The 25,506-nt window shown below is 67.1% G+C and carries 18 protein-coding genes, 2 tRNA genes and 1 pseudogene; 9 read left to right on the top strand and 12 right to left on the bottom strand.

The genetic code is table 11. The annotated features are described in order from the left end of the window. Positions 1 to 148 precede the first annotated feature (148 nt). Complete coding sequence (locus ABS361_19890) at positions 149 to 1,045, bottom strand: LysR family transcriptional regulator (GenBank protein ID XBY44265.1); 897 nt, start codon at positions 1,043 to 1,045, stop codon at positions 149 to 151. 104 nt (positions 1,046 to 1,149) lie between these two features. Between ABS361_19890 and ABS361_19885 the strand changes: the two genes are divergently transcribed. Further along, on the top strand, positions 1,150 to 2,238 hold the full coding sequence (locus ABS361_19885; protein ID XBY44264.1) for a 4-oxalomesaconate tautomerase: 1,089 nt from the start codon (positions 1,150 to 1,152) through the stop codon (positions 2,236 to 2,238). A gap of 57 nt (positions 2,239 to 2,295) precedes the next feature. Beyond that, a complete protein-coding gene (locus ABS361_19880) occupies positions 2,296 to 3,651 on the top strand; it encodes a cation:dicarboxylase symporter family transporter (protein ID XBY44263.1) in 1,356 nt (451 codons plus the stop codon). Positions 3,652 to 3,886: 235 nt separating this feature from the next. Here the strand turns inward: ABS361_19880 and ABS361_19875 are convergent. Beyond that, positions 3,887 to 3,962, bottom strand: a tRNA-Ala gene (locus ABS361_19875). A 402-nt stretch (positions 3,963 to 4,364) separates the two neighbouring features. Between ABS361_19875 and ABS361_19870 the strand changes: the two genes are divergently transcribed. From ABS361_19870 to ABS361_19855, 4 genes are all read left to right on the top strand, one after another. Further along, positions 4,365 to 4,655 carry a YggT family protein gene (locus tag ABS361_19870; GenBank protein XBY44262.1) on the top strand — a complete coding sequence of 97 codons (291 nt, stop codon included), beginning with the start codon at positions 4,365 to 4,367 and terminating at the stop codon, positions 4,653 to 4,655. Between the two features lie 27 nt (positions 4,656 to 4,682). After that, positions 4,683 to 5,006, top strand: coding sequence for a DUF167 family protein (locus ABS361_19865; GenBank protein ID XBY44261.1), 324 nt, complete (start codon positions 4,683 to 4,685; stop codon positions 5,004 to 5,006). Between the two features lie 88 nt (positions 5,007 to 5,094). After that, positions 5,095 to 6,018, top strand: coding sequence for a bifunctional methylenetetrahydrofolate dehydrogenase/methenyltetrahydrofolate cyclohydrolase FolD (gene folD, locus ABS361_19860; protein ID XBY44260.1), 924 nt, complete (start codon positions 5,095 to 5,097; stop codon positions 6,016 to 6,018). Positions 6,019 to 6,256: 238 nt separating this feature from the next. Further along, the gene (locus tag ABS361_19855) at positions 6,257 to 7,039 is read left to right on the top strand and encodes a TIM barrel protein (protein ID XBY44259.1); all 783 of its coding nucleotides are present in this window, start codon (positions 6,257 to 6,259) and stop codon (positions 7,037 to 7,039) included. 52 nt (positions 7,040 to 7,091) lie between these two features. Here the strand turns inward: ABS361_19855 and ABS361_19850 are convergent, their stop codons facing one another. Both ABS361_19850 and acs read right to left on the bottom strand, forming a co-directional pair. Further along, entirely contained in the window at positions 7,092 to 8,048 is a 957-nt protein-coding gene (locus ABS361_19850) for a GNAT family N-acetyltransferase (GenBank protein ID XBY44258.1), read from the bottom strand. Between the two features lie 51 nt (positions 8,049 to 8,099). Then, entirely contained in the window at positions 8,100 to 10,046 is a 1,947-nt protein-coding gene (gene acs / locus ABS361_19845; GenBank protein XBY44257.1) for an acetate--CoA ligase, read from the bottom strand. 649 nt (positions 10,047 to 10,695) lie between these two features. On the opposite strand from acs, the gene ABS361_19840 reads away from it, so the two are divergent. The 3 genes from ABS361_19840 (at position 10,696) to ABS361_19830 (ending at position 13,992) form a co-directional block, all read left to right on the top strand. Then, positions 10,696 to 10,785, top strand: a tRNA-Ser gene (locus ABS361_19840). Between the two features lie 844 nt (positions 10,786 to 11,629). Next, positions 11,630 to 12,100, top strand: a complete 471-nt coding sequence (locus tag ABS361_19835; protein XBY44256.1) for a hypothetical protein — start codon at positions 11,630 to 11,632, stop codon at positions 12,098 to 12,100. 812 nt (positions 12,101 to 12,912) lie between these two features. Next, positions 12,913 to 13,992, top strand: a complete 1,080-nt coding sequence (locus ABS361_19830; protein XBY44255.1) for a histidine kinase dimerization/phosphoacceptor domain -containing protein — start codon at positions 12,913 to 12,915, stop codon at positions 13,990 to 13,992. A gap of 61 nt (positions 13,993 to 14,053) precedes the next feature. Here ABS361_19830 and ABS361_19825 read toward each other — a convergent pair whose 3' ends face one another. From ABS361_19825 to ABS361_19790, 8 genes and pseudogenes are all read right to left on the bottom strand, one after another. Then, complete coding sequence (locus ABS361_19825) at positions 14,054 to 15,295, bottom strand: PHB depolymerase family esterase (GenBank protein ID XBY44254.1); 1,242 nt, start codon at positions 15,293 to 15,295, stop codon at positions 14,054 to 14,056. Between the two features lie 22 nt (positions 15,296 to 15,317). Continuing rightward, positions 15,318 to 15,725 carry a CopG family transcriptional regulator gene (locus ABS361_19820; GenBank protein ID XBY46958.1) on the bottom strand — a complete coding sequence of 136 codons (408 nt, stop codon included), beginning with the start codon at positions 15,723 to 15,725 and terminating at the stop codon, positions 15,318 to 15,320. Between the two features lie 92 nt (positions 15,726 to 15,817). Then, on the bottom strand, positions 15,818 to 16,657 hold the full coding sequence (locus tag ABS361_19815) for a transglutaminase family protein (protein XBY44253.1): 840 nt from the start codon (positions 16,655 to 16,657) through the stop codon (positions 15,818 to 15,820). Further along, on the bottom strand, positions 16,654 to 17,907 hold the full coding sequence (locus ABS361_19810; GenBank protein ID XBY44252.1) for a fatty acid desaturase: 1,254 nt from the start codon (positions 17,905 to 17,907) through the stop codon (positions 16,654 to 16,656). Before ABS361_19810 ends, ABS361_19815 begins: the two co-directional genes overlap by 4 nt. Before the next feature lie 697 nt (positions 17,908 to 18,604). After that, a pseudogene (locus ABS361_19805) lies at positions 18,605 to 22,083 on the bottom strand (error-prone DNA polymerase). Further along, the gene (locus tag ABS361_19800) at positions 22,080 to 23,549 is read right to left on the bottom strand and encodes a DNA polymerase Y family protein (GenBank protein XBY46957.1); all 1,470 of its coding nucleotides are present in this window, start codon (positions 23,547 to 23,549) and stop codon (positions 22,080 to 22,082) included. The pseudogene ABS361_19805 and the gene ABS361_19800 overlap by 4 nt, the downstream one beginning before the upstream one ends. Positions 23,550 to 23,571: 22 nt before the next feature. Next, complete coding sequence (locus ABS361_19795; GenBank protein XBY44251.1) at positions 23,572 to 24,351, bottom strand: hypothetical protein; 780 nt, start codon at positions 24,349 to 24,351, stop codon at positions 23,572 to 23,574. 241 nt (positions 24,352 to 24,592) lie between these two features. Beyond that, positions 24,593 to 25,438 (bottom strand): FAD:protein FMN transferase, encoded by an 846-nt coding sequence (locus ABS361_19790; protein XBY46956.1) that lies wholly within the window; start codon positions 25,436 to 25,438, stop codon positions 24,593 to 24,595. Positions 25,439 to 25,506 lie beyond the last annotated feature (68 nt).

Below are 25,506 nucleotides of genomic sequence, written 5' to 3'. Positions count from 1 at the left end.
TGTCCGAGACTTACAGAATCTGGACCGAAGAATCACGAGTTTCATGAGCGATAGGGCCCATGCGGAAAAGCTTGGACCACAATGTGGACCCACGGGACCGCAGCGGTGCGAATGAGGCCCGTCGCGGTCCGGCGCGCGGCGGCGGGCCTCAGGCCGGCAGGTGCTCCACCAGCATGTCGCGAAACTTCTGGGCCGCTGGGGACAGCCGGGACGTGCGGCGTTCCACCAGCCCGATCGTACGCGACACGACCGGGGTCGTGATCGGTTTGCTGATCAGCACCGGATGCTCGCCCGGCGGCGTCGCCATCTTCGGCAGGACCGAGACGCCGAGACCACGTTCGACGAGGCCGAGCGACGTCGCGAGGTGGTTGACCTCGTACTGGAAATCGAGCCGCACGTTGGCGCCGGCGAGCGCATTCTCCAGCGTGACGCGGTTGCCGCTCGCGCGGCTGACGCCGATCAGCGGCTCGCCTTCGAGATCGCGCCAGGTGACGGTCTCCGCCGCCGCGAGGCGGTGGTCCGTCCGGCAGGCGAGCACGAATGGATCCTCGAGAAGCGGCGTGAAGGTCAGATCCGGATCAGAACTTCCCATCAGGTTGATGCCGAACTCGGCCTCGCCGTTGCGAACGCTCTCCAGCCCGTCGTTGGCCGACAGATCGAGGATGCGGAACCGGATTCGCGGGTACTGGCCGGCGAACCGCGCGATCGCTTCCGGCAGGAAGTAGACGACCGCCGTCGGCACGCAAGCGAGCGTGATGTGGCCGCCCTGCCGTCCGCCGACGCCAGCGATGCTCAGCAGCGATTCCTCGAGGTCGCCGATCAGCCGGCGCGCCAGCGGCGCGAACGACCGGCCGGCGATCGTCAGCGACACGCGGTGCGTGGTCCGTTCGAGCAGCGGCGCGCCGATCGACGCCTCCAGCGACTGGATCCGACGCGTCAGCGCCGGCTGCGACAGGTTCAGCACCTCTGCCGCGCGATTGAAGCCGCCGTGGTCGACCACCGCCAGGAAGGCCCTGATGTCGAGGAGCTCGAAATTGATCCGCATATCGGAATAATACCTCGAATCTTTGCATTTAACCTTCGCCGGAATCCGTGGATTATCGCATCAATCGGTTCAATTGATGCAAGCCTCGAATTCGGGAGGGGACGATGCAGCACTCGGTTCGAGTGCCCTGCGTGCTCATGCGCGGCGGTACGTCACGGGGTCCGTTCTTTCTGGCGACGGATCTGCCGGCCGATCGTGCCGCGCGCGACGAGATCCTGATCTCGGCGCTCGGCGCCGGCCACGAGCTGCAGATCGACGGCATCGGCGGCGGCAATCCGCTGACCAGCAAGGTCGCGATCGTCGGCCGCCCGTCGCGGCCCGACGCGGACGTGGACTACCTTTTCGCGCAGGTGAAGGTCGGCGAACGCACCGTGGACACCTCGCCGAACTGCGGCAACATGCTCTCCGCTGTCGCCCCTTTCGCGATCGAGCAGGGACTGGTCACCGCGGCGTCGGGGACGACCACGGTCCGGGTCCACAACGTCAACACCGGCAAGCTGATCGACGTGACCGTCGAGACGCCGCGCGGACGCGTCACCTACGAGGGCGCGGCCGCGATCGACGGCGTGCCCGGCACCGCCGCCCCGATCCTGATGACCTTCCTCGATGCCGCCGGCGCCAAGACCGGCAGGCTGCTGCCGTCCGGCGCGGCGCGCGACACGATCGACGGGGTCGAGGTGAGCTGCGTCGACGCCGCGACGCCGCTGGTGATCCTGCGCGCGAGCGATCTGGGCAAGACCGCCACCGAGACGCCGGCCGCCCTCGACGGCGATCGCGCGTTCATGGCGCGGCTCGAGCGGATCCGCCGCGAGGCCGGCGGGCGGATGGGCCTCGGCGACGTCAGCGCACTCGTGATCCCGAAGCCGGTGATCGTCGCGGCGATCGCGGGCGAACCGGCCGCGATCGCGGCGCGCTACTTCATGCCCCACGCCTGCCACAAGGCTTTCGCGGTGACCGGCGGCGTCGGCCTCGCCACGGCCTGCGCGACCCCCGGCACGATCGTGGCGGACATGGTCGATGCCGCAACCGCGAGCGCGCTCTCGATCCGTCATCCCGCCGGCCGGCTCGATCTGAAGATCGACAGGCATGTCGGCGCCGAACCGCGCGTCTCGGTGATCCGGACCGCGCGCCGTCTGTTCGAAGGCGCGGTCTTCGCCCGCATCGAAGTGCACGCCGCCGCCGAGGCGGCGTGAAGCGAACCCGAAGTGAGTGCATAATCGCCGCAAAACAAGAGATCCGGAGGATTGCCCATGTCGCCCGTCACCGTCGGAGCCGGCCATGCGCCGCGGACCCGCAAACCGATCTATCAGCTGCTCTATGTCCAGGTTCTGATCGGCGTCGCCCTGGGCGTCGCGCTCGGTCACTTCGCGCCCGACATCGCCGGCCACGCCAAGCCGTTCGGCGACGCCTTCATCAAGATCGTCAAGATGATGATCGTGCCGATCGTCTTCTGCACCATCACGATCGGCATCGCCAATGTCGATGCCGGGCGCAGCATCGGGTCGTCGATCCTGAAGACGATGCTGCTGTTCTACGCCCTGACCATCGTGGGTCTCGCGACCGGCCTGATCGCGGTCGAGACCATCCAGCCGGGCCTCGGCATGCACATCGACGTGCACGCGATCGACCCCAAGGAGGCCGCGCGCTACGCCGCGCAGGCCAAGCCGCTCGATACGGTCGACGTGCTCCTGCACATCATCCCGAAGAGCTTCTTCACGCCCTTCGCCGAGGGCGAGGTCCTGCCGGTCCTGTTCATCGCCATCGTCGCCGGCTTCGGCCTGCGCAAGGCGGGGCTGGCCGGCGAGACCTTCCTGCGCGGACTGGAATCGTTCTCGGCCGCGCTGTTCATGGCCTTCGGCTCGCTGATGAAGCTCGCCCCGATCGGCGCCTTCGGCGCGATCGCCTTCATCGTGGCGAAGAGCGGCCTCAAGACGATCGGCAACCTCGGCCTGCTGATCGTCACGCTCTACGTCGCCTGCGGCTTCTTCGTCTTCGTCGTGCTCTGGGCGCTCGCCAGGTTCCACGGCTTCAGCCTGTTCAAGGTGCTGCGCTACTTCCGCGAGGAACTGCTGGTCGTGCTCGGCACGTCCTCGACCGAGCCCGTGCTGCCGGCCGTGCTCTACAAGCTCGAGCGGCTCGGCTGTTCGAAGGGTTCGGTGGGCTTGAGCCTGCCGCTCGGCTACTCGTTCAACCTCGACGGTACAGCGATCTACCTGACGCTCGCCTCGCTGTTCCTCGCCCAGGCGATGGACATCCATCTGACCGGCTGGCAGGTCACTTCGATGATCTTCGTCATGCTGCTGACCTCGAAGGGCGCCGCCGGCGTCACCGGCAGCGGCTTCGCGGCCCTGGTCGCGACCCTCGCCGCCATGCCCGACACGGTGCCGGTCGCCGGCGTGGTGATCATCGCCGGCATCGACCGGTTCATGTCGGAGGCGCGCGCGCTGACCAGCCTCGTCAGCAACATGGTCGCCTGCATCGTGATCGCGATGTGGGAAGGCGAATGCGACCGCACGGTCCTCGCCCGCGAGCTCAACGGCGAAGCCGCCGACGTGCCGGCCGAGCGCACGTCCACGGTCGGAGCCGAACTCCCGGCGACCGCCTGAAGGCATGAATCAGCCAAGAATTGGCGGATCGGGCGCTGCAAGGCCGCCCGGTCCGCCATTGCCTTTTGGCGAGGCCGCGCCCGATTTCGGCGCCTCTACGCACAAGCCGCAGCAGGCCAGGACAGGGCCGTCGTCCAAGGGTGGACGGAACAGGCATCTTGAAATCCGGGCACAAAAAAGCCGCGTCAAACGCGGCTTCGTCGGTCTACCTTGTCGAAAACCCAGGGTGGGAACCTGGTGGAGCTGAGGGGAATCGAACCCCTGACCTCTGCAGTGCGATTGCAGCGCTCTCCCATCTGAGCTACAGCCCCGGGGGCCCCGCGGAGGGGCCCGTTCAGGTGGCGGCATTTAGGGTGAGCCGCCCCGGCCTGTCAAGCGTCACGAATGTGTCTCGCACCGGTTCTTTTCGCCTGGGCAAAACCTTGCGCGGCGGGAACGCGATGCGCCCTGCATCGGGTGTGGATGCGAGCCATACGGCGAGCGAAGTCTCGTGCGGGCCGCGCTCCGGTCCACGCACGCGGCCCGATCTGCCGCATCGCCGTTCACCCTGCCGCGAACCCGACCTTGGCATTGTCCTGCCCAGAGGCTACATCAGGCTTCGGTTCCGCGCGGCCCCGCCCCGCGGCGCCGACGCTCGGCGCGCCGCGCCCGCGACGAACCCCGCCTGGCGATCTCGCCTGACGTCCCCGCCTGACGAACCCCCGGATGAATTCATGCGCCCGATCGTCGAAGCCATCCTGATCCTGCTCGATCTCTACGTCTGGATCGTCATCGCCTCGGCGATCTTCTCCTGGCTCTACGCCTTCGGCGTGGTCAACCCGCGCAACCAGATCGTCTCGACCATCGGCGACGTGCTCTACCGCGCGACCGAGCCGCTCTATCGCCCGATCCGGCGCTTCATGCCCGACCTGGGCGGCCTCGACCTGTCGCCGATCGTGCTGCTGCTGATCATCTACATCGTCCAGCGCTCGCTCGTGCTCTACGTCCTGCCGGCGGTGTTCTGAGGCGCGAGCCCGACGAGCCCCCGAGCGATGACAGCCCCAGCCCCGCGCGCCGCCTGCGTCCCCGTGTCCGAGGGGGTGCGACTGCGCGTGCGGCTGACCCCGCGCGCGGGCAAGGATAGCGTCGGCCCGTTCGAGGTGCTCGCGAGCGGCGAGACCGTGCTTCTCGCCCATGTCCGGGCGGTGCCGGAGAAGGGGGCGGCCAACGCCGCCATCGCCGCACTGATCGCAAAGCGCCTCGGCGTCGCGAAGACGAAAGTCGAGGTCGTCGCCGGCCAGACCGGCCGCGTCAAAACCATCGAGATACGCGGGGATCAAGCCGCGATCCTGGCGGAGATCGACGCGCTCGGCTAAGGCCCGGGAGCCGGCCTTCGCGACCTCGACGGAGTTGGATTGAGACGGCCGGCGCATGGCGCGGCCTTTCGGGGGAGACGGAAGCCACATGAGCGCCAAGGTCATCGACGGCAAGGCGGAAGCGGAACGGCTGCGGGGCGCGGTCGCGGAAGAGGTCGCGCGGCTGAAGGCCGACCACGGGTTCGTGCCGGGCCTTGCGGTCGTGCTGGTCGGCGAGGACCCGGCGAGCAAGGTCTATGTCTCGTCCAAGGCCAAGCAGACGGTCGAGGTCGGCATGACCTCCTATGAACACAAGCTGCCGGCCGACACGCCCGAGGCCGATGTTCTGGCGCTGGTCGAGCGACTGAACCAGGATCCCGGCGTCGACGGCATCCTCGTGCAGCTGCCGCTGCCGAAGCACATCGACTCGACGAAGGTGCTCGAGACCATCGCGCCGGACAAGGACGTCGACGGCTTCCACGTCGTCAACGTCGGCAAGCTCTCGACCGGTCAGTGGAGCCTGGTGCCCTGCACGCCCTACGGCTCGATGATGCTGTTGCGCTCGACCCTCGGCAAGCTCTCCGGCCTGGAAGCCGTGGTCGTCGGCCGCTCGAACATCGTCGGCAAGCCGATGGCGCAGCTGCTCCTGAAGGCGAACTGCACCGTCACCGTCGCCCATTCGCGCACCAAGGACCTGCCGGCCGTCTGCCGGCGCGCCGACATCGTCGTCGCCGCGGTCGGCATTCCCGAGCTGGTCAAGGGCGACTGGATCAAGCCGGGCGCGACCGTGATCGACGTCGGCATCAACCGCGTGCCAGCGCCGGAGAAGGGCGAGGGCAAGACCAAGCTCGTCGGCGACGTCGACTATGCGAGCGCGGCGAAAGTCGCCGGTGCCATCACGCCGGTGCCCGGCGGCGTCGGCCCGATGACGATCGCGACCCTGCTCGGCAACACGCTGATCGCCGCCTGCCGCCGCCGCGGCCTGACCCCGCCGACCTATTTCGCCCAGATTGACAAGGATCTGTTCGGCTGAGATCGGACGGAACGCCCGTTCGATTTTCGTGCGAACTGGAATGGCGACTTGACCGACCGGCCGGCCCGCGTCCTGATGGATGCGGCCGGCCGCTTTCGTTCGCGGCCGGAGAGAGAACGGCGGAGCGCCGGCCCGGCCGCGCGCAACCGCCGTCGGGAGGAACGCGGCGACGGATCGGCGCGGGCGGCGGTCGACGTCGGCCCGAGCGACACCGCGCCCGAGCGACGGACGCGACCCCATGCAAAACCCCTTCACTCTCGCCGTCTGCGCCGAGATGATGTTCCGCGACCGCCCGATCGCGGACCGCGCCCGCCGCATCGCCGAACTCGGCTTCGACGTGGAAATCTGGGACTGGACGCGCCACGACATCGACGCGCTCGCCCGCTCCGGTGCCCGCTTCTCTTCGATGACCGGCTACATCACCGGCACGCTCGCCGACGATGCCGGTGCCGACAACCTCTTGCGCACCGCGCGACAGTCGATCCCCGTCGCCAAGACGCTCGGCTGTCCGCGACTGAACCTGCACGGCACCGGCCTCGACGGCCAGGGGCTGCCGATCGTAAAGGCCGAGGTCGTCACCGGTCCGATGTGGCTGAAAGCCCTCGACACGCTGCGCCGGATCGCCGATCTCGGAGAAGAGGCCGGCGTGACCTTCGTGCTCGAGAACCTCAACGAGGCCGTCGACCACCCGAAGACGCCCTTCGCCAGGGCCGCCGACACGCTGGCGCTGGTCGCCGCCGTCGACCGCCCGGGCCTGAAGCTCAATCTCGACCTCTATCACGCGCAGATCGGCGAGGGGAACCTGATCGCGCTGTGCCGCAAGGCCCTGCCCCACATCGGCGAGATCCAGGTCGCCGACGTGCCGGGCCGCATGGAGCCCGGGACCGGCGAGATCAATTATCCCGCGATCGCCCGCGCCCTGAAGGACATGGGCTATCGCGGCACGATCGGGCTCGAGGCCTGGCCCTCCGGCGACGACGAGGTCGCGCTGGACCGCTTCCGCGCCGCCTTCACGGTCTGATCGCGCAACCGCGTTCCGACCACGGTTCCTGCGTGACCTGTCCAGGCCCGGATCAGATCACCATGGACGTCAGCATCGCCGGGACCGAGTCCGGCATGCCATCGAGCGGCCAGACGCCACGGACGAGATAGCCGGTATCCTCCGCGACGACCTCGGCCGGCGTCCAGCCGAGCTTGTCGGGCGTCAACTGGACCTCGACAAACCGGATCCGCGCATCGACGGCGGCCGCAATACGCGCGAGCGGCGGGATTTGCGGCGCGACGACGTCGAGCAGCACGAGCCGGCCGGACCCACCCGGTTCGCTCGCCTCGACCGCGACGACTGCATCGAGCCGCGGCAGGTGCAGGAGCCTGACGTCCTCGTCCTCGAGCGCCTTCAGCATGAACAAGGCCGGATGGTCGCTCGCCGCGCACACGTCCGACACCGGGGCTCGCAGTGCGAACAGGTCCCGGAGCAACGCGGCGTCCGCGTCGTCGGAGAGCGACAGGAGCCGCGCCTCGGCCGGCTCCACCGTCGGCACGATCGGCCCGGAGCAAGAGAACTCGCGAATCGGCCGGAACCCGAACGGCGCGTAGACCTCGGGCGTCGCCGTGCCGAGGATCACCAGTTCGGCCCGAGCATCGGCGTAATCGAGAGCCCGGCGCATCAGATCGCCGAACAGCCCGCGCCGCCGCCATTCCGGCCGCGTCGCCACCGACTGCATCCCGAACGCCGCCAGATCGCGCCCGAGAAGCCGCAGCCGCCGTTCGTAGAGCGAGACATTGGCGACGAGCGTCTCACCATCCCACCAGCCGAAGCTCACCACGCTCGGATCATGCCCGAGCCGATCGAGCGGCGTCACGTCGATCTCGAACACATCCTCGATGAGCCGCGCCAGTTCCCGCCGCCCGTGCGGGGTATGGGCGGTGTCGAAGCGGAAGTCGAGACGGTCGAAGACCATGGCGCGCGCTCCCAGGCGGATCCCGTTCCATAACCGAGACCGCATCCCGAGACGATCCCCCGAAAGCAAAGCGCGCGCCCGGAGGCGCGCGCTCGAATTCGTCGCGGTGACCGAGTGCGCTCACCCGACCCGGCGGTTCTGCCGGTTCTCGATCAGGTCGTCGACGACGCCCGGATCGGCGAGGGTCGAGGTGTCGCCGAGCGAGCCGAACTCGTCCTCGGCGATCTTGCGCAGGATGCGGCGCATGATCTTGCCCGAGCGGGTCTTCGGCAGACCGGGGGCGAACTGGATCAGGTCCGGCGAGGCGATCGGGCCGATCTCCTTGCGCACCCAGGCGACCAGTTCCTTGCGCAGCGCCTCGGTCGGCTCCTCGCCGGACATCAACGTCACATAGGCATAGATGCCCTGGCCCTTGAGGTCGTGCGGATAGCCGACGACCGCCGCCTCGGCGACCTTCGGATGCGCGACCAGCGCTGATTCCACTTCCGCCGTGCCCATGCGATGTCCGGATACGTTGATGACGTCGTCGACGCGCCCCGTGATCCAGTAGTATCCGTCGGCATCGCGCCGGCAGCCATCCCCGGTGAAGTACATACCCTTGTAGGTCGAGAAATAGGTCTGCACGAAGCGTTCGTGATCGCCGTAGACCGTGCGCATCTGGCCCGGCCACGAGTCGAGCAGCACGAGGTTCCCCTCGGTCGCGCCTTCCAGGATGTTGCCTTCCGCGTCGACCACGGCCGGCTGCACGCCGAAGAACGGCCGCGTCGCCGAGCCCGGCTTCAACGCCGTGGCGCCCGGCAGCGGCGTGATCAGGATGCCGCCGGTCTCGGTCTGCCACCAGGTGTCGACGATCGGACAGCGGCCGTCGCCGACGACGTTGTAGTACCAGAGCCAGGCTTCCGGATTGATCGGCTCGCCGACCGAACCGAGGATGCGCAGCGAGGCACGCGAGGTCTTCTTCACGAGTTCCTCGCCGGCGCCCATCAGCGAGCGGATGGCGGTCGGCGCGGTGTAGAAGATGTTGACCTTGTGCTTGTCGACGACGTCCCAGAACCGCGACGCGCTCGGATAGGTCGGGATGCCCTCGAACATCAGCGAGGTCGCGCCGTTGGCGAGCGGGCCGTAGACGATGTAGCTGTGGCCGGTGACCCAGCCGACGTCGGCGGTGCACCAGTAGATCTCGCCCGGATGATAATCGAACACGTATTCGTGCGTCATCGAGGCATAGACGAGATAGCCGCCGGACGAGTGCAGCACGCCCTTCGGCTTGCCGGTCGAGCCCGAGGTATAGAGGATGAACAGCGGATCCTCGGCGTTCATCGGCTCGGCCGGGCAGTCGGCCGAGACCTTGGCCGCCTCGTCGTCATAATAGAAATCGCGACCGGCCTGCATGGCGACGTCGCCGCCGGTGCGGCGCACGACCAGCACCGACGAGACGCCGGCGAACTTGGCGAGCGCGGCATCGACATTGGCCTTGAGCGGCACCTTGCGGCCGCCGCGCAGACCTTCGTCGGCGGTGATGATCACCGACGAGGCGCAGTCCTCGACGCGGCCGGCGAGGCTGTCGGGCGAGAAGCCGCCGAACACGATCGAGTGAACCGCGCCGAGCCGGGCGCAGGCGAGCATCGCGTAAGCCGCCTCGGGGATCATCGGCAGGTAGATCGTGACGCGATCGCCCTTCTTGACGCCGTGCGCCTTCAGCACATTGGCGAAGCGGCAGACCTCGTCCTTGAGCGCGCCGTAGGTGATCGCCTTCGAATCCTTCGGGTCGTCGCCTTCCCAGATGATCGCGACCGCATCCGGCTTCGACGCGGCATGCCGGTCGACGCAATTGTAAGAGACGTTCAGCTCACCGTCCTCGAACCATTTGATCGAGACGTTGTGCGGATCGTAGGAGGTGTTCTTGACCTTGGTGAACGGCTTGGCCCAGTCGAGGCGCTTGGCCGCCTCGCCCCAGAAACCGGCCGGATCCTTCACCGAGCGCTCATACATCGCCAGATACTTGGCGTTGTCGACCAGGGCTGTCTCGGCGACCGTCGTCGGTACCGGGAACACGTTCTCGGACATCTGCTCCTCCCAAGCGAACTTTTCATCGGGGAGATCCGGACCGTGTCGGCGTGCGGCAGCGCAAGCACCGGTTTTGGTCTCCCCTTTCCCGCGGCATTATGCGAATTCTCGGGCGAGCGTCCACAAGCACCGGTGCAGACTTTCGTCGGGACCGTCGTTTGTTGCCATTTTCTGTAGAACCACGCGCCATGCCAACGATAACCGTCGCCGCACGCCTTTCTATCCAGTAGCTTTACTTATGATGGCGAGCTGTTCAGTGTCATGCGATCGCGGAATCTTGACTGGTCGCCGACAAGACCGGCGAACACGATCGCGGCGCGGCGGTGAGCCTCAGGATCACAGCATCGCCGGGCAGCGGAGCCAGGACCTGGCACGGCGCATTCACGACGAACAGCGGCGGCAACCATTGGCGATCGGCATTAGCGGCCGGCGCCACGACCGAGCTCGCCAATGGGGTGCCCAGACCGCCGTCATCCTCAACCGGCGAAGCGCGAAACCGGAGCCGCAGCACGGCGATAGGCGCGGACAGAGGCCGCGCGCATCATCGGTGGACAGAGGCCGAGATCGGGCTTGTCACCCGCCTGTCGCCTGTGTATGGTCCGCCCGCTTTCGACAGGCCGTCCCGGAAGGGACGCGTCATTAGCCCCGCGGAGAGGTGGCAGAGTGGTCGAATGCACCGCACTCGAAATGCGGCATACTCGCAAGGGTATCGGGGGTTCGAATCCCTCCCTCTCCGCCACTTATTATCGAAAAATGGCTGGATCGCGCGGTTTTTGGAGAGATCGCCGAAGTCGCGTCCACCAATGCGTCCACCATCACGGTTTGGACAACGCCGCACGTCGGTGACGATCCATCCTCATGGCCGCTCCATTTCCCATCGAATACGACGCGGTCAGTAGATTATCGTCCGGCCCGCGGCGCGTGGGGCCACCCATTGTCTTGCCCGCGAATGTAGCCGCTCCGAAGCAGCGGCACGGCTCGCTTCTTTCTTCATCGCGCGCCAAATCGCACCGGGAAAGTCGATCCAGAACGCGCTCGTCGAGCCGTTCGACGGCCGGTTACGCGACGGACCTGGAACGGGACGCTGTTCGCCACGCCGGCACAGGTCCGGCTGTGGCTCGATCGCTGGCGTGCTGACGGCAACGAAGCCCGACCGCTTTCGCAGGGCCCGCGGCTTCCAACGTCGTGCGGCGGCGCGGCGCAAGCCGACCAGATCCGCCCCGCCTCGAGCCGCCCCCATCGACAACGACAATCTCAACCGCCTGAGCAAGCTCAGAACCGGACACTATGGCGGACAAAGTCAGTCGAGTTAGGCCAGGTCGAACCTCGAGCTGGACCACGCCAAATAAGCAATGTCACACCAAATGTTAATGCGATCGACATTCAGTCGAATCGCAATGTGATAAAAGTATATATATTGATCGGCCAAAGAACACAACCCGAACAATATAATGTTCATAATGGTAAAATATATATAGATGGCTCATAGATGAGGTTTCTTTGCGTTAATTTGATTTGAATTTCGAGTACGACAGCTGACGTCGAGTGCGAGGCGTTCACTTGAACAAGCCTAGGAGACCACCATGAACGACCATGTCAAACTGAGGTACGCCGAGATTCGACTGCGTCTGCACGATCTCGACCGCCTCCTCGAGCAGGCCCAGACCGGTCCGCTGGGAATCTCCGAGGGCGTGCGCAAGCGCGCCGAGAACCGGATGGACGAAATGGGGGAGGTCATCGCGCTCAGTGTTCGAAGTGTCGATGTCGCATACGCAAAGGTTGCGACATGGGTCGATACCGGCCGCGACAATGCCAATGCCAGTGCCGGCGTATCGGCGTTCGACCCGTCGGGGCCGACCGCCAGTCTCAATCAGCGCGCCGACGACGTCGAGGCCTATGCGCTGGCCGTCCTCGAACTGGCGGCCGCGGCATGTCGGGAATGCGCGCATGCGATCCTGGAAGCCGTCCTCGCGCGATCGGACGCCGATCGCTCAGGCCTTCGGTTCCGCCCGGAGGCCGGCGGACCGGGCGTCAGCAAGGCCGTTCAGGGATGATCACGACGAACCCGGGAGTCCCAGTGGTCAGGAGGCCCGGAGGGCCGCGACCATGCGCCCCGGCCCGAGCGCGACAGGATTGTCCGAGCAGTGGCGGCCGCGAACGGACTCCGGATGGACCGGATCAAGCGAGCATCCGAAGCCTGCGATGGAGCGGCGCTCGGAGCCGCCCTGACCCCGGATCGAACCGAAAGGAGATCCCGGGCCTGGTCTCGGGAGATGAGGCGCCGTCATACCGAATTGGTTCGTACCGCTCGTCGTCGTGCCGTTGATGTTCGTGGCTCTCGTGATCGCCACCGGCGTGCTTCGCATGGTCTGAGGAACCTCGGTGCCGACACGGCTCCGATCGAGGCCTCGCTCGGCAGGACCGTGACTCCAGTCCATCGTGGCGGTCTTCAGACGATCGAGCCATTCCGGACCGTGCCTCGGTGACGATCTCCTCGCCACAGGGGCGTCGGTTCGCAACGGCCGCTTTACGGATCATCGGCGGTGGTTTCGGAGCGACCGCCTCGCCAACACTGAAGGCGAACGGAGTCGGGCGGGACGCTATCTGCGCGCGGCCTTAAAATCGATCCGCGGCGCGCGGAGATATACGCACCAAGACGAAAGTGCATCCTGTCGGTATTATTTGTGTCACGACCGGTAGAAGCGGCGAATTCCGAAAACCGGATTAATTTTAGTTATGTTAAATGAGGAATTCGTGCTACCATTCTGCGTGGGATTACGGCAATGTCTTTGTCGTCCCGTCGCATATAACGGGTTTCATCCCCTGATCACTTTGTCGGGGCAGGGGAATCCAGAAAGGCCCTGTCGTGGCCAACTCAGCGATGACAACGGGAGAAGGTCTGGCTGAACAGCTGGTGCTCTCGTCCTTCATGCCCGCCCTGCTGCTCGATGGCGACACGCGCGTCGTGATCGCCAGCCGCTCCTTCGCCAGGACGTTCGAGACCAATGGCAACCCGGAACATCGGCTGCTCGCGGAATTGGGGCTCGGCGAATGGTCCGTCCCGCAATTGCATAGCCTGATCGAAGTCGCGCTCGGCGATGGCCCCATCATCGACACCTATGAGATGGATCTGAAGCGGCCGGACACGGCAGTCCGACGTCTGCGCGTCAATGCGCGCAAGGTCGCCTCGGGCAGCGTCGCCGAGGCGCGTGTTCTATTGACCATCGAAGATACGACCGACGCGCGTCTTGCCGCGGAAGCCGAAAGACGGCTGGTGCGGGAGCGGGATGCGCTCCTGCGCGAACGGTCGCAGGCCGCGGAGGACCGGAGCCTTTTCATCAGCGAGATGCGGCACCGGATCGCCAACAGCCTCCAGATCATCGCCAGCATTCTTATGCTCAAGGCGCGTGCCGTGAAATCCGACGAGGGCCGGATGCACCTGGAGGACGCTTGCGACAGGGTCCTCACCATTGCCGGGATCCAGAGACAATTGTGCGAAGGTCTGGACGACATCGCGGTCGGGCCGTACCTGACCAGCCTCGCCGGCAGCCTGTCCGCCTCGATGATTCGCGGCCACCGCCCCGTCACGCTGACGGTGGAAGCCGACGAATCCGTCGTCCATTCGAATGTGGCGGTCAGCATGGGCCTGATCGTGACCGAACTGGTCATCAACGCGCTGAAGCACGCTTTTCCGGACAGCCGGGCCGGCTCGATCGTCGTCCGCTATCGAAGCGATCCGCCCAAATGGGCCCTATCGGTCGAAGACGATGGCATAGGCATGCCGAAGGATAGAGCCAAGGCGCATGTCGGCCTCGGCACCAGTCTCATTTCGGCCCTCGCGCGCCAGATGAAAGCGGTCGTTGCAGTGGCGGACTGCAATCCCGGAACGAAGACGACACTGACCGGCAGCGCCGACCCGATCGTCCCGACCCCTGCGGCTGCCTGAGCAGGAGATCTCGGGCCGCCGGCTCGTCAGAAAGCCGGCGGCCCGGCATCGTGGCCGCGCCTCAATCCGACCGCGTGCGTCGCCCCTCCAGGAAAAACCGCATCATCTCGGCCGATGCGTCGGGGCCGTCCGCATCGGTGTAGCTGCCCTCCGACCGTCCACCCGACCATGCATGGCCGTGACCGTTCAGGATCCAGTGTTCCGCCCGGGCGCGACCCTCGGCGCTCCGGAACACGTGTCGCCGATAGGTCCGGCCCGTGCCGGTCCGGCCGTCATGGTGATCGACAGTCTGCGCCCGGCGCCGCGCGGTTTCGACGATGGCCTCACCATTGATCGGCCGCACGACGGTGTCCGCCGTACCGTGAAAGACGATCAGGCGGGTCTCTGCGGTCGCATCGGATGTCGAGCCGGCTACAAGGCCCCGGCCTGCCATGGCCGCGAAGGCGGAAGGCATGTCCGCAGCGGCGCCTGCCGGTAAGCCCGAATGAATGCCGGCGGCCTTAAACACATCGGGATAGGCTTCCGCCAGAATGGCCGCCATCGCTCCTCCGGCGGAGAGTCCGGCGACGAAGACCGCATCGGCGGGAACCTCGAACTCGGCCGCGACCGAGCGGGCGAGTGCGGCGAGCAGCGCCGCCTCCCCACCGCCACGACGCTGATCCGCCGGGCTGAACCAGTTCCAGCACCGCGACGCATTGGCGGCAGTTGTCTGCGCCGGATAGACCACGACCATCCCGGCCGCCTCGGCCTTCGAATTCATGTCCGTACCGGTCGCGAAATCGTCGGGATCCTGTTTGCAGCCGTGCAGCATCAGGACGAGACCGGTGGCACGGCCTTCGGCGGCCGCCGCGGGGATATAGAGACGGTAGTCGCGGCCGCCATACCCGCAGTCGAACGTACGGGATAGGTAGCGCGCACCCTCAGGGATCGGCGGCGCATGCGACGGTCCCTGAGGGCGTGCGTCCAGCGTCCGGCGCAGCGCCGTGATATCCCGCAAGGTCTCGGCCAAGGGCCTAGCGAATTTCAGGGCGCTTCGGCCCCGGCCGGCAGATGGCGCTCCCGGGCCGGCCAGCCGCTCCGCCTCGGCGTCGTTCCGCGGTCCTGTGATCCGCATCTGGTCGACCGTGGCGACGTACGGCCACGTCGGCGTTGCCCGCTCCGTCCGGTCGGCCGGCCGGTCCGAGGGGTTGCGCGCCGTTGCACCGACGAGAGCGGACTGGATGACCCGGCTCGCCTCGAAAGGGTCTCCGGCGCGCGTAAGGGATGCGGCGCGCTTCAGCGCGTCGGCCAGGATTTCATTCATGACTTTGTCCTTGTTCGTCGGCTCAGCGAATCCGATCCGCTATGGCCGACCGGATCGCGGGGGGCGCCTGCAAGGCGCCGAGTACGGTGATGGTCCCGATCGCCGCTGCGGCAAGATCGGGCGTGACATCGGGCGAGAAGCGGGCAAGCCCGACGACCCGGATGTGCAGCGGCGTGCCGCGGTCGCGGGCGGCTTCGAGTTCCGCACGCGAGATTTCCCGTAGGCCGAGATCCAGCGTCCGCCGCTCCAGGGAGCGATCGAGCACGTCGCGATGGCTGTTCAAATGATTGCGGATCGCGGTGCGGATGAAGTCCGACCGGTTGGAGTAGAACCCCTCGCTGACCAGGAGGTCGATCCGGCCGAGGTCGACATAGCCGACGTTGATGGTGATCTTTTCTGTGTCGTCCGTCTTTCTGGATATCTCGGACATGCAGACTCCATCCAATGACCATCCGTCTGGATGGTATATGGAGTACCGAAACAGCGTTACAAGGTGTCCCTCGGCTATGGCCGCTTCGGCGCTCAATCCGTCATGAAGATTTCGACGGTCAGGCCGAGATAGGCGTCGACGGGTCCGATATAGCTTCCGGAGACCGGCATGATGCGGTCCATGTCCCGGCCGATCGCGACCGGAACGAGGTCGTAACCGCCCATGGTCGCATTGGTCGGATCGAACGGGATCCAACCACCACCGGGCAGGAAGACCTCGGCCCACGCGTGGGTCGAGCGAAGCGGACCGAGCCCGACGCTGCGATCCCGGAAATAGCCGGAAACCAGCCGCGCGGCGAAACCCAGAGACCTGACAGCCTCCGCGAACAGAACCGCGAAATCACGGCAGGATCCCCGCCCGAGCGCCAGGGTTTCATGCGCCGCTTGCGTCCCTTCCGGCTCTCGGGCTTCGTAGGCGAAGCCGCGCGCGATGCCGAAGTTGATGTCGCGCAGCAACGACAGGGAATCGGTGTCCGGTCCCGCGACGAAGCCGCGCGCCCAGGCCGCCACGTCGTCGGTCGCGGAGTCGGTGCGGGTCATGGCGCCGAGATCTCGCCAATCGTCCGGCTCGTAGGCGAACGGGTAGCGGGTGGCGGAGCTCGCGATGTTGAAGACCGGCCAGGGGGGCGCGAACAGGTCCAGTTCGACCTCGCTCTCGACGACGAGCGTGTCCGCCATCGCGGAGAAACTCGCCGTCGCAACGGCGTTGCCGAGTGCGTCCTCGGCCCAGTTCACGGTCGCGGCGGGTGAAATCCTGAGGTCGCAGCGTCGGACATGGACGGCGAAACCGTCACGCGGCCGCAACAGGAGCCGATGCGTGCTGAACGCCATCGGCGCCAGGTAGCGGTAGGTGGTCCGATGCCGGATCCTCATCCTGCCCTCTCCGAAGCTTCGAATCGCGGCGCCGCGCCGATCCGGTCGTTCACCTGCTGCGCCTTCAGCTCGCGGAAGGAGATCAGGCGCTTGGCCGTCTCGTCCCAAAGGACGAGCCGCAGGCATCGGACGCTGTGGCCGATCGTGAGCCGGTTGACCTCGCGCAGTTCAGGATAGTCGCGCAGAACCGCCGGCAGCCGGTAATAGGGAATTCCGCTCGAGAGATGATGGATGTGGTGCAGCCCGATATTGGCGCTGAACCAGCGCAGAACCGGAGGGAGGTCGAGATGTGAGCTCCCCCTGAGCGCGGCCTCGGACGCGTTCCAGTCGGCCGCAGGTTCCCAGTAGGTCTCCTCGAACTGGTGCTGAACATAGAAGAGCCAGACGCCCACGGTTCCGGCCAGAAGAGCGATCGGAAGCTGCACGGCGAGGACGACGACCGGCCCGACGATCGCCATGCCTGCAACAGCGAGACCGACGATGCCGAGATTGGTCGCCATCGCGCTCACCCATGGCGTCGCGCCGTTCCGGGTCAATCCGCTCGGGAACCGATGCTGGATCAGGAAGAGATAGGCGGGTCCGATCCCGAACATGATCACGGGATGCCGATAGAGCCGATAGCGGAGTTTTCCGAAGCGGCTGCGGTTCAGGTACTCGCGGACCGACAAGGTGTCGATGTCGCCGATCCCGCGGGCATCGAGGTTTCCGACGCCCGCATGGTGCGTTGCGTGGCTGCGACGCCAATAATCGTAGGGTGTCTGCGTGAGGATGCCGATGAGACGTCCGGTCCAGTCGTTCGCGCGGCGGCCGGGCAGGAACGAGCCATGACCGCAATCGTGCTGAATCATGAAGAGCCGAACCAGCAAGCCGGCCGCGATAGGCAACAGCAGGACATGAGCCACCATCCATCCGTTCATCACGGCCGCCGCCATCAGCATCCAGGCCAGGGCGAACGGAACGAAGGTGATCAGCAATTCGAAGACAGCCCGCCCGCGGTCGGCTTTGCGATACGGCTTCAGACGCCGCGTCCAATCGCCTCTCGGAGCGCGATCGGCGGGAACCTCGATCCCGGCAGAGACGGGGGCTTGTCGGATCTCCGGACCGTCTTCGTCTCCGCGCGCTTTCAGGGCGCTCGGTCGGATCGCGTCAAGTTGGATGGCTTGAAGTATTTCTGTCCCCGATTTGGGGCGATTTTCACGGATTGTCATCGGGTGTCCTGATGAGGAATAAAGTGTTTTCTTGGCATCCATCAAAGAACACGGACACGGGTTGATTTCGCAACTCACGATGTCGACGATTGTTCATTTCGTTCACGGGAAAGAGCCCGTCTTGGTCGATCCGGCGTGCTCTACGAATCGATCAGGAGTGCGCATTTGAGCCACAATGAAGATTCGCGCTCGATGAGCCGCGGCACTCATGCGTCCAATGCGTTTACATGCCCTCGAACAGAGTTGCGCCTCGCTTCCTATAAGCGGAAATTATATGATCTTGTTGGTAAATCGGGCTGAGCAACCAACGATCCTACGTTATTCCCCGCAGATGTATACCACATTGTGGATCATCTGTGGACGCGATCGCCGAGATCATGGCGACTCTTTGCGCCTTTGTAACGACCTCTAGCTTCAGCCAGCCGGCACGCGACTACGTCAAACATCTCGCCCCAACGCGTGATCTTGATCGATGGTCAGGAGCTTGCCGATCTCATGATCGAACATGGCGTCGGCGTGCAAGGATACCGAACCGTCGAGTTCAAGCGGCAGAACGAAGACTTCTTCGGCGAGGAATGAAGGCGCCGTTGGGCGAGGCGGGTCCGGGTGTAGCCAACAGACGGAGGCGACGGGACGCCACAGACGCTTGCTACATTTGTGCCTCGTCCATCGAACCGAAAACGACGAGCCTCTGCGACCGTTCCGCACGGCAAGACAGTCGGTCGCGAGCAGACCAACATCAATGGAAATCGCGTGATTTCGGCAGGATGCGGGCGTCGCGCGGGTGTCGGCTCCTCGGTGGAAGGATGGGGGCGGCCGGGATCGGCCGGCCCGAGGCTGCTTCTGCCATGCCCTCGGGCGGCAGGCTCGGCGCGAGCCCGGCGCGGTCCGCGCCCCAGAGCTTGTCGAGCTCGTACGACCGGTCGATGACCTGACGGGTCATCAGATGGACGACGCCGTCTTCGCTCTTCTGCACCCGCCCCGCGACCAGCATCAGGCGCGACGCCATGACCGGGCGGCGCAGCCGCTCGAAATCGCGCGCCCACAGCACGCAATTGACGATGCCGGTCTCGTCTTCGAGCGTTATGAACACGGCATTGCCCTTGCCGGGACGCTGCCGCACCAGCACGAGGCCGGCCATGCGCGCGAAGCGCCCGTCTCGGCTGGCGTTGACCTCGGCACTGGTCGAAATCCCTTCGCGCCGGAAATGCGCCCGCAGAAGCTGCATGGGGTGGGCCTTCAGGGACAGGCGCAGGGTCTGGTAGTCGGTCGCGACATGCTCGCCGAGGCTCATGGCCGGCAGGGCGGCGTCGGGCTCCTCGCCGAGCTCCGGGGCGTCCTGCACGGCGAACAGCGGCAGGGGCGCGCTGTCGGGCAGACGCCGGACTTCCCATGAGGCGGCGCGGCGATCGAGCCCGATGGAGCGGAAGGCATCCGCATCGGCGAGCGCATTCAGCGATCGGCCATGCAGCGCGGCGCGCGCCGACAATTCCTCGACGGAGGCAAACCCGCTGCGCCGGCTCGCGACGAGGCGCCGCGCCTCCTCCTCCCGGATACCGTCCGCCTGCCGGAAGCCGAGCCGCAAAGGCGCCGGACGGCGTTCGCGACCCGACCCGTCCGGCGTATCCGCCTCCAGCACGTTGTCCCATTCGGACCAGTTGATGTCGATCGAGCGCACCTCGACGCCATGCTCGCGCGCGTCGCGCACGATCTGGGCCGGCGCATAGAAGCCCATGGGCTGGGAGTTGAGCAGCGCAGCCGCGAAGATCTCCGGATGATGGCATTTGATATAGGCGGAGATATAGACGAGCTTGGCGAAGGATGCCGCATGGCTTTCGGGAAAGCCATAGGAACCGAACCCCTTGATCTGCTCGAAGCAGTTCTGGGCAAACTCCCGATCATAGCCGCGGCCGACCATGCGTTCGACCATCCGCCCCTCGAATTGCTGGATGGTGCCGAGATTGCGGAAGGTCGCCATGGCCCGGCGCAACTGGTTGGCCTCGATGTCGCTGAACTTTGCCGCGACCATCGCCAGTTGCATGGCCTGTTCCTGGAACAGCGGTACCCCCTTCGTCTTGCCGAGCACGGCGTGCAACTCGTCCGCCGGCCCGTGTTCAGGCGCCGGCGACGGGAAGACAACCTGCTCTTTGCCCGATCGGCGGCGCAGATAGGGATGCACCATGTTGCCCTGGATCGGACCGGGGCGGACGATCGCGACCTGAATGACCAGATCGTAGAATTCCCGCGGCTTCAGGCGCGGCAGCATGTTGATCTGCGCCCGGCTCTCCACCTGGAAGACGCCGATGGAATCGCCGCGGCACAGCATGTCGTAGGTGGCCCGATCGTCTTTCGGGATGTCGGCGAGGCCCCAGCCCAAACCCTCCTGCGTGCGCAAGAGATCGAGCGCCTTGCGGATGCAGGTGAGCATGCCGAGCGCGAGCACGTCGACCTTCATCAGCCGCAAGGCATCGATGTCGTCCTTGTCCCACTCGATGAAGGTGCGGTCCGCCATGGCGGCATTGCCGATCGGGACCAGTTCGTCGAGACGGCCGCGCGTCAGGATGAAGCCGCCGACATGCTGGGACAGATGGCGTGGAAAGCCCATCAGGCGGCGCGCCAGACCGACCGCGCGCAGGATCTGCGGATTGTCCGGGTCGAGGCCCGCCTGCTTGACCTCGGCGCGCGTGATGTCGCTGCCCCAGCTGCCCCACTGGGTCGAGGCGAGCGCCGCGGTCACGTCCTCGGTCAGCCCCAACGCCTTGCCGACGTCGCGGATCGCGCTCTTCGGGCGATAATGGATCACCGTCGCGGCGATGCCGGCGCGTTCACGCCCGTAGCGCTGGTAGATGTGCTGGATGATCTCCTCGCGCCGCTCGTGCTCGAAATCGACGTCGATATCGGGCGGCTCGCGCCGCTCCTCGGAGATGAAGCGGGCGAACAGTACATTGTGCTCGGCCGGATCGACCGCGGTGATGCCGAGCACGTAGCAGACGGCGGAATTGGCCGCGGAGCCACGCCCCTGGCACAGGATGCCCTTGTCGTTGGCGACACGCACGATGTCGTAGATGGTCAGGAAATAGGCCGCGTAGTCGAGCATGCCGATCAGCGCCAGCTCCTGCCGCAGCAGCGTCTCGACCTTGTCCGGCACGCCGGCGGGATAGCGCATGGCGGCATGGCGCCAGGTCAGCACTTCCAGCCATTGCTGCGGCGTCATACCGGGTGGGATGGCCTCGTCCGGATATTCGTAGCGCAGCTGCTCGAGCGAGAAGCCGATGCGCGCCAGCTGGTTCTGCGTTTCCGCGATGGCCCCCGGGCAGTCGGCGAACAGCCGCATCATTTCGCGTGGCGGCTTCAGGTGCCGCTCGGCATTGGCTTCGAGGAGCCGGCCAGCGGTGTCGATGGATCGGCCGGTCCGGATGGCGGTCAGCACATCCTGCAGGTCGCGTTGCGACGGATCGGCGTAGAGCACGTCGTTGGTGGCCAGCAGCGGCACGCGGGCCTGTGCGGCGAGACGCGCCAGGCCGGCGAGCCGGCGTCGATCGTCGCCCCGGCGCGGCATGGTGGCCCCAGCCAGACGGCGCCGGGCGCGGCTTCCCGCAGCCGGCCCAGGATCTCCGCGCAGGGTGCGGTCTCGCGCGGCGGCATCAATGTCAGGAGCAGGCCATGCGTGTCGGCGAGGAGATCCGGCAGCGTGATCAGGCATTCGCCCTTGCGCGCGCGCCGATTGCCGAGCGTCAGCAGGCGGCAGAGGCGCGCCCAGCCCTCGCGGGTCTCGGCGTGCACCACGATGTCGGGCGCGCCGTCGGCAAAGGCGAGCCGCGCGCCGGTGGCGAGACGGAACGTCTCCGCCCGTTGCTTCAGTCGGGCCTTCATCGCCTCCACCTCGAGGGCGATCGCTTCCGGGGGATCGGGCGGCAAATCCGGCGGCGGCGCGGCTTTCTGGCTGGCCCGGCTCGGCCCCCGATAGGGCTCGAACAGGTACTCGCCGGGACCGGAGCCGACGCGACGCTTGACCGGCGGGACGAGGCCGCCCTCGCGGATGTCGCGCAGCGCCGACCAGGCGCGCACCACGCCGGAGACCGTGTTGCGATCGGCGATCCCGAGACCGCGATAGCCGAGCAGAAGCGCCACCAGCACGAGATCCGCGGCGGGCGAGGCGCCGCGCAGGAACGAGAAGTTGCTGGCGGCGACCAGTTCGGCGAAGGGCGGCGCGGTCATGCGAACAGCCCGTGCAGATACCAGCGCGACCGGTGCGAGACGTCCTCGAAGGAGCCTTCCCGAAACACCCAGAAGCGGCGGCCGGCCGCATCCTCGACGCGGTAATAGTCGCGGCTCTGGGCGCCCTGATGGTCGGTCAGCCACCATTCCGGCGCGATCCGTTCGGGGCCTTCGGCACGGGCGACATCATGCAGCACGCGTCGCCACCGGAAGCGCAGCGGCGGGCCGTCGGGCACTTCCGCCAAGGCCTCGATCGGCTGAGGCTGCGCGAACAGCGTCAGCGGCCGCATCGGCGGCTGACCGGCCTCGAGCGGCGGCCAGACGTCTTCGTGGGTCCCCGCTTCGTCGGGGATCACATCGGCATAGGGTGCGGTGCCGCTCGCCCGCACCGGATCGTGGCTGTCGCGCGCCACGAAACGACGGACATTATCATGCCCGAAGCGGGCGATCAGCCGGTCGATCAGGTCGGCGAGCGCCCGCTCGTCGGCCGGCCGCTCCAGGCTGCCGGTCAGGGTCTGCTGACGATGCTCCAGGCGGTCGGTCCTGAGGACGGCGAGACGCAGGGCATCGAAGCCGAAACCGAAATCGACCGGCTCGGCCAGCGTGTCGATGCGCAGACGGAACAGGCGCATGAGCGCCCTGACCTCGCGCAGCGGCTGCGCCGTCTCGATGTCGAGATGGACGACCGCGCCATCGGTGCGGAACAGCGTCGCCCGGAAGCCCCGGCCGCCGAGGCTGCGCTGTTCCAGCATCTCCGCGAGCGCGGTCGCCAGACTTTCGAGTGCCGCCAGCAGCGCCTCCATGGCGGTGACCGGCTCGGCAAACAGCTTGTCGGCCAGGAGTTCGGGCGGCGGTCTGAGGGGGGTGATGCGCCGATCGATACGGCCGAGGATGCGGCCGAGCCGCTCGGTCACCGCTTCACCGAAGCGGCTGGCGAGAATGCGCGTCGGCCGATCCGCGAGATCGCCCAGATGGCTGAACCCGGCCCGCCGCAAGGCGACGATCACCGCATCGTCGCAATCGAGGGCGACGAGCGGCAGGCGTCTGGCCAGCGCCTCCGCCTCCGCGTGCGGCGCGATCAGGCCGGGGGCATGGCGGGCGAAGGCCGCCGCCGCATCGGGCGTCGAGGCGAGCGCCGCGGCGACGGTCAGCCCGCACGCTCCCATCCAGCGCCGGGCCTCGGCCATCAGCGCCTGCTCCCCGCCGAACAGATGGGTGCAGCCCGTCACGTCCAGCATCAGACCGTCGGATCCCCAGAGGGCGGTCAGCGGCGTGAACCTTTCACAGACGTCCGCGCATCGCCGCAGGAAGGCTGCGTCCGCATGCGGTTCGCTTTCGACGGAGCGCAACAGGCTCGATCGCGCGCGGGCCTCGGCGAGCGGCATGCCGAGGCTCAGGCCGAGCGCGGTGGCGGCGGCATCGAGCGCGGCGATGCGAAGCGCGCCGCCCTGCTTGGCGACCAGCACGAGCGGCGCCTCGGCCTTGCCGTCATCCGGCGCGCGGATGATCGAGGCGTTCGCCCGGCGGAACCGGTCGGTGGGCAGAAAGGGGAACCACAGCGCCAGATAGCGCCGGCCTGTCTCGGAAGTTCTCTCGCGAGCCGGCGGCATCGCCGGCGAGAGGTTCGGCCGTAAGGGTTCGAGCATCGCGGTTCCACTCCACACGATAACGCGCGTTGGCGGCCCCGGTACGGGCGCGCAGCAGCTTGACCTCGAAGACGGGATGACCGGGAGCGTTGGCGGGAAAGGCCTTGGAAGCCGCCGAGGCGACCGACCAGCGGAAGGCCGCGGCGCTGGGGCTGGGCGCGGCGACGATGCGCACCAGCATCAGGGCCACGCTGTTTTCCGCCGCCGCCAGCGCCAGACGGCGGCTGGCGACGAGATCATAGGCCTTGGTCTCGCCCCACAGGCCGATCACGACCGCCGCCGCGCCGGGACACCGTGCGCCCTCGAGCCCGGCCTGCAGGGCCGCCAGGGGGTTGCGGGCATGCACGATGATGAAGCGGGCCGGATCGATGCCCATCTCCCGCAAGCCTCCGGCATAGGGCCGGCCGGTCTCCTGGCCGATGAAGCCATGACGAATCCACAGGATCGGCAGCCGCGGCGCGAAGGCCGAGACGGCCGCCAACGCCAGCCCTTCCGCGGCACAGGCGTCGGCTTCGGTGGCGGCATAGACTTCGGCGAATTGCCCGGGCGAGAGGAGCCTCAAAGCCTCTCCGTCCGCGGCCTCACGCGAAGGCATCGGTTGGGTGATCGGCAAAATGTTCATGATATGTTCTATACACGAAACGGGCGTCGCCTTCAATGGCGGGAGTCCGACGGAAGATGTGGAGAGCGGGACAGGAAGGCACCGGGAGAGCGCGGCACGAAGGATCCGGCCGCGCCGGCCGGCTGTTCGCCGGCCCCCGAATGCTGCGCGCCTGCTCGCGTTGCGCCCGAATGAAGGCTCTCGATGAGGACCGGCATCCGTGCCGGATCGAAGCGACCGGCCACCGTTCGACGCCCGCTTGTCACCCCAGCCCTGTGGCGCGATCGAGCGACGACAGCGTCGCCCCGTCGCGCCGGACCAGCACGGCGGGCGGGCCGCACCGGCGGGCCAGGGCGAGCGCGGCGTCGGCGCCGAGCACCATGAAGGCGGTCGCCCAGGCATCCGCCGCCATGCAGGTCAGGGCGAACACCGTCGCCGAAGCGAGATCGTTGTCGACCGGCATGCCCGACCGCGGGTCCATCGTGTGCGACACGCGGCGATCGCCGACGATCGCCGTGTGGCGATAATTGCCCGAGGTCGCGACCGCGCCTGCCGTCAGCTCGAACAGGCCGGCGAGGTCGCGCGCGTCGGGGTCCGGCCTTTCGTGGCCGATCATCCAGGGCCGTCCATCCGGCTTGGCGCAGCCGGCACGCATCTCACCGTCGATGCCGACCAAGTAGGAGCCGATGCCGTGCGCCTCGACCACCCGCGCCAGTTCGTCGACGCCGTAGCCCTTGGCGATACCGGAGAGATCCAGCGACAACGCCGCATGCTTGCGCAGCCGGCGACCGAGACGATCGAGCTCGAGTGTCTTGGGCGGCTCGAACGACGGCCGGCCGGCGGTGGCCGCGATGCCGGCCGCATCCGGCCGCCGGCGACCGCCGCCGAAGCCGAACACCCGCACGAGATCGCCGACCCCGATGTCGAAGGCACCGCCGGAGGCCTGGCCGATCGCCAGCGCCGCGTCGAGCACGGCCATCAGCTCGGCCGGCGCGTCGAGCCACCGGCCGACCGGCGCCGCGTTGATCCGGTTCAGGTCGGAATTCGGCTTCCAGGTCGACATCTGGTCGTCGACCCGATCCACGGCCGCCTGCAGGTCGGCCGCCAGGCCGGCGAGGTCGTGATACGGCGCGACATGGACGATCGCCGACCATCGGAACCCATCGTCGGGCCGCT

It is taken from the genome of Ancalomicrobiaceae bacterium S20 (assembly GCA_040269895.1).
In the GTDB taxonomy this organism is placed as follows: domain Bacteria; phylum Pseudomonadota; class Alphaproteobacteria; order Rhizobiales; family Ancalomicrobiaceae; genus Methyloraptor; species Methyloraptor flagellatus.
This window is presented reverse-complemented; position numbering and strand designations above follow the sequence as displayed.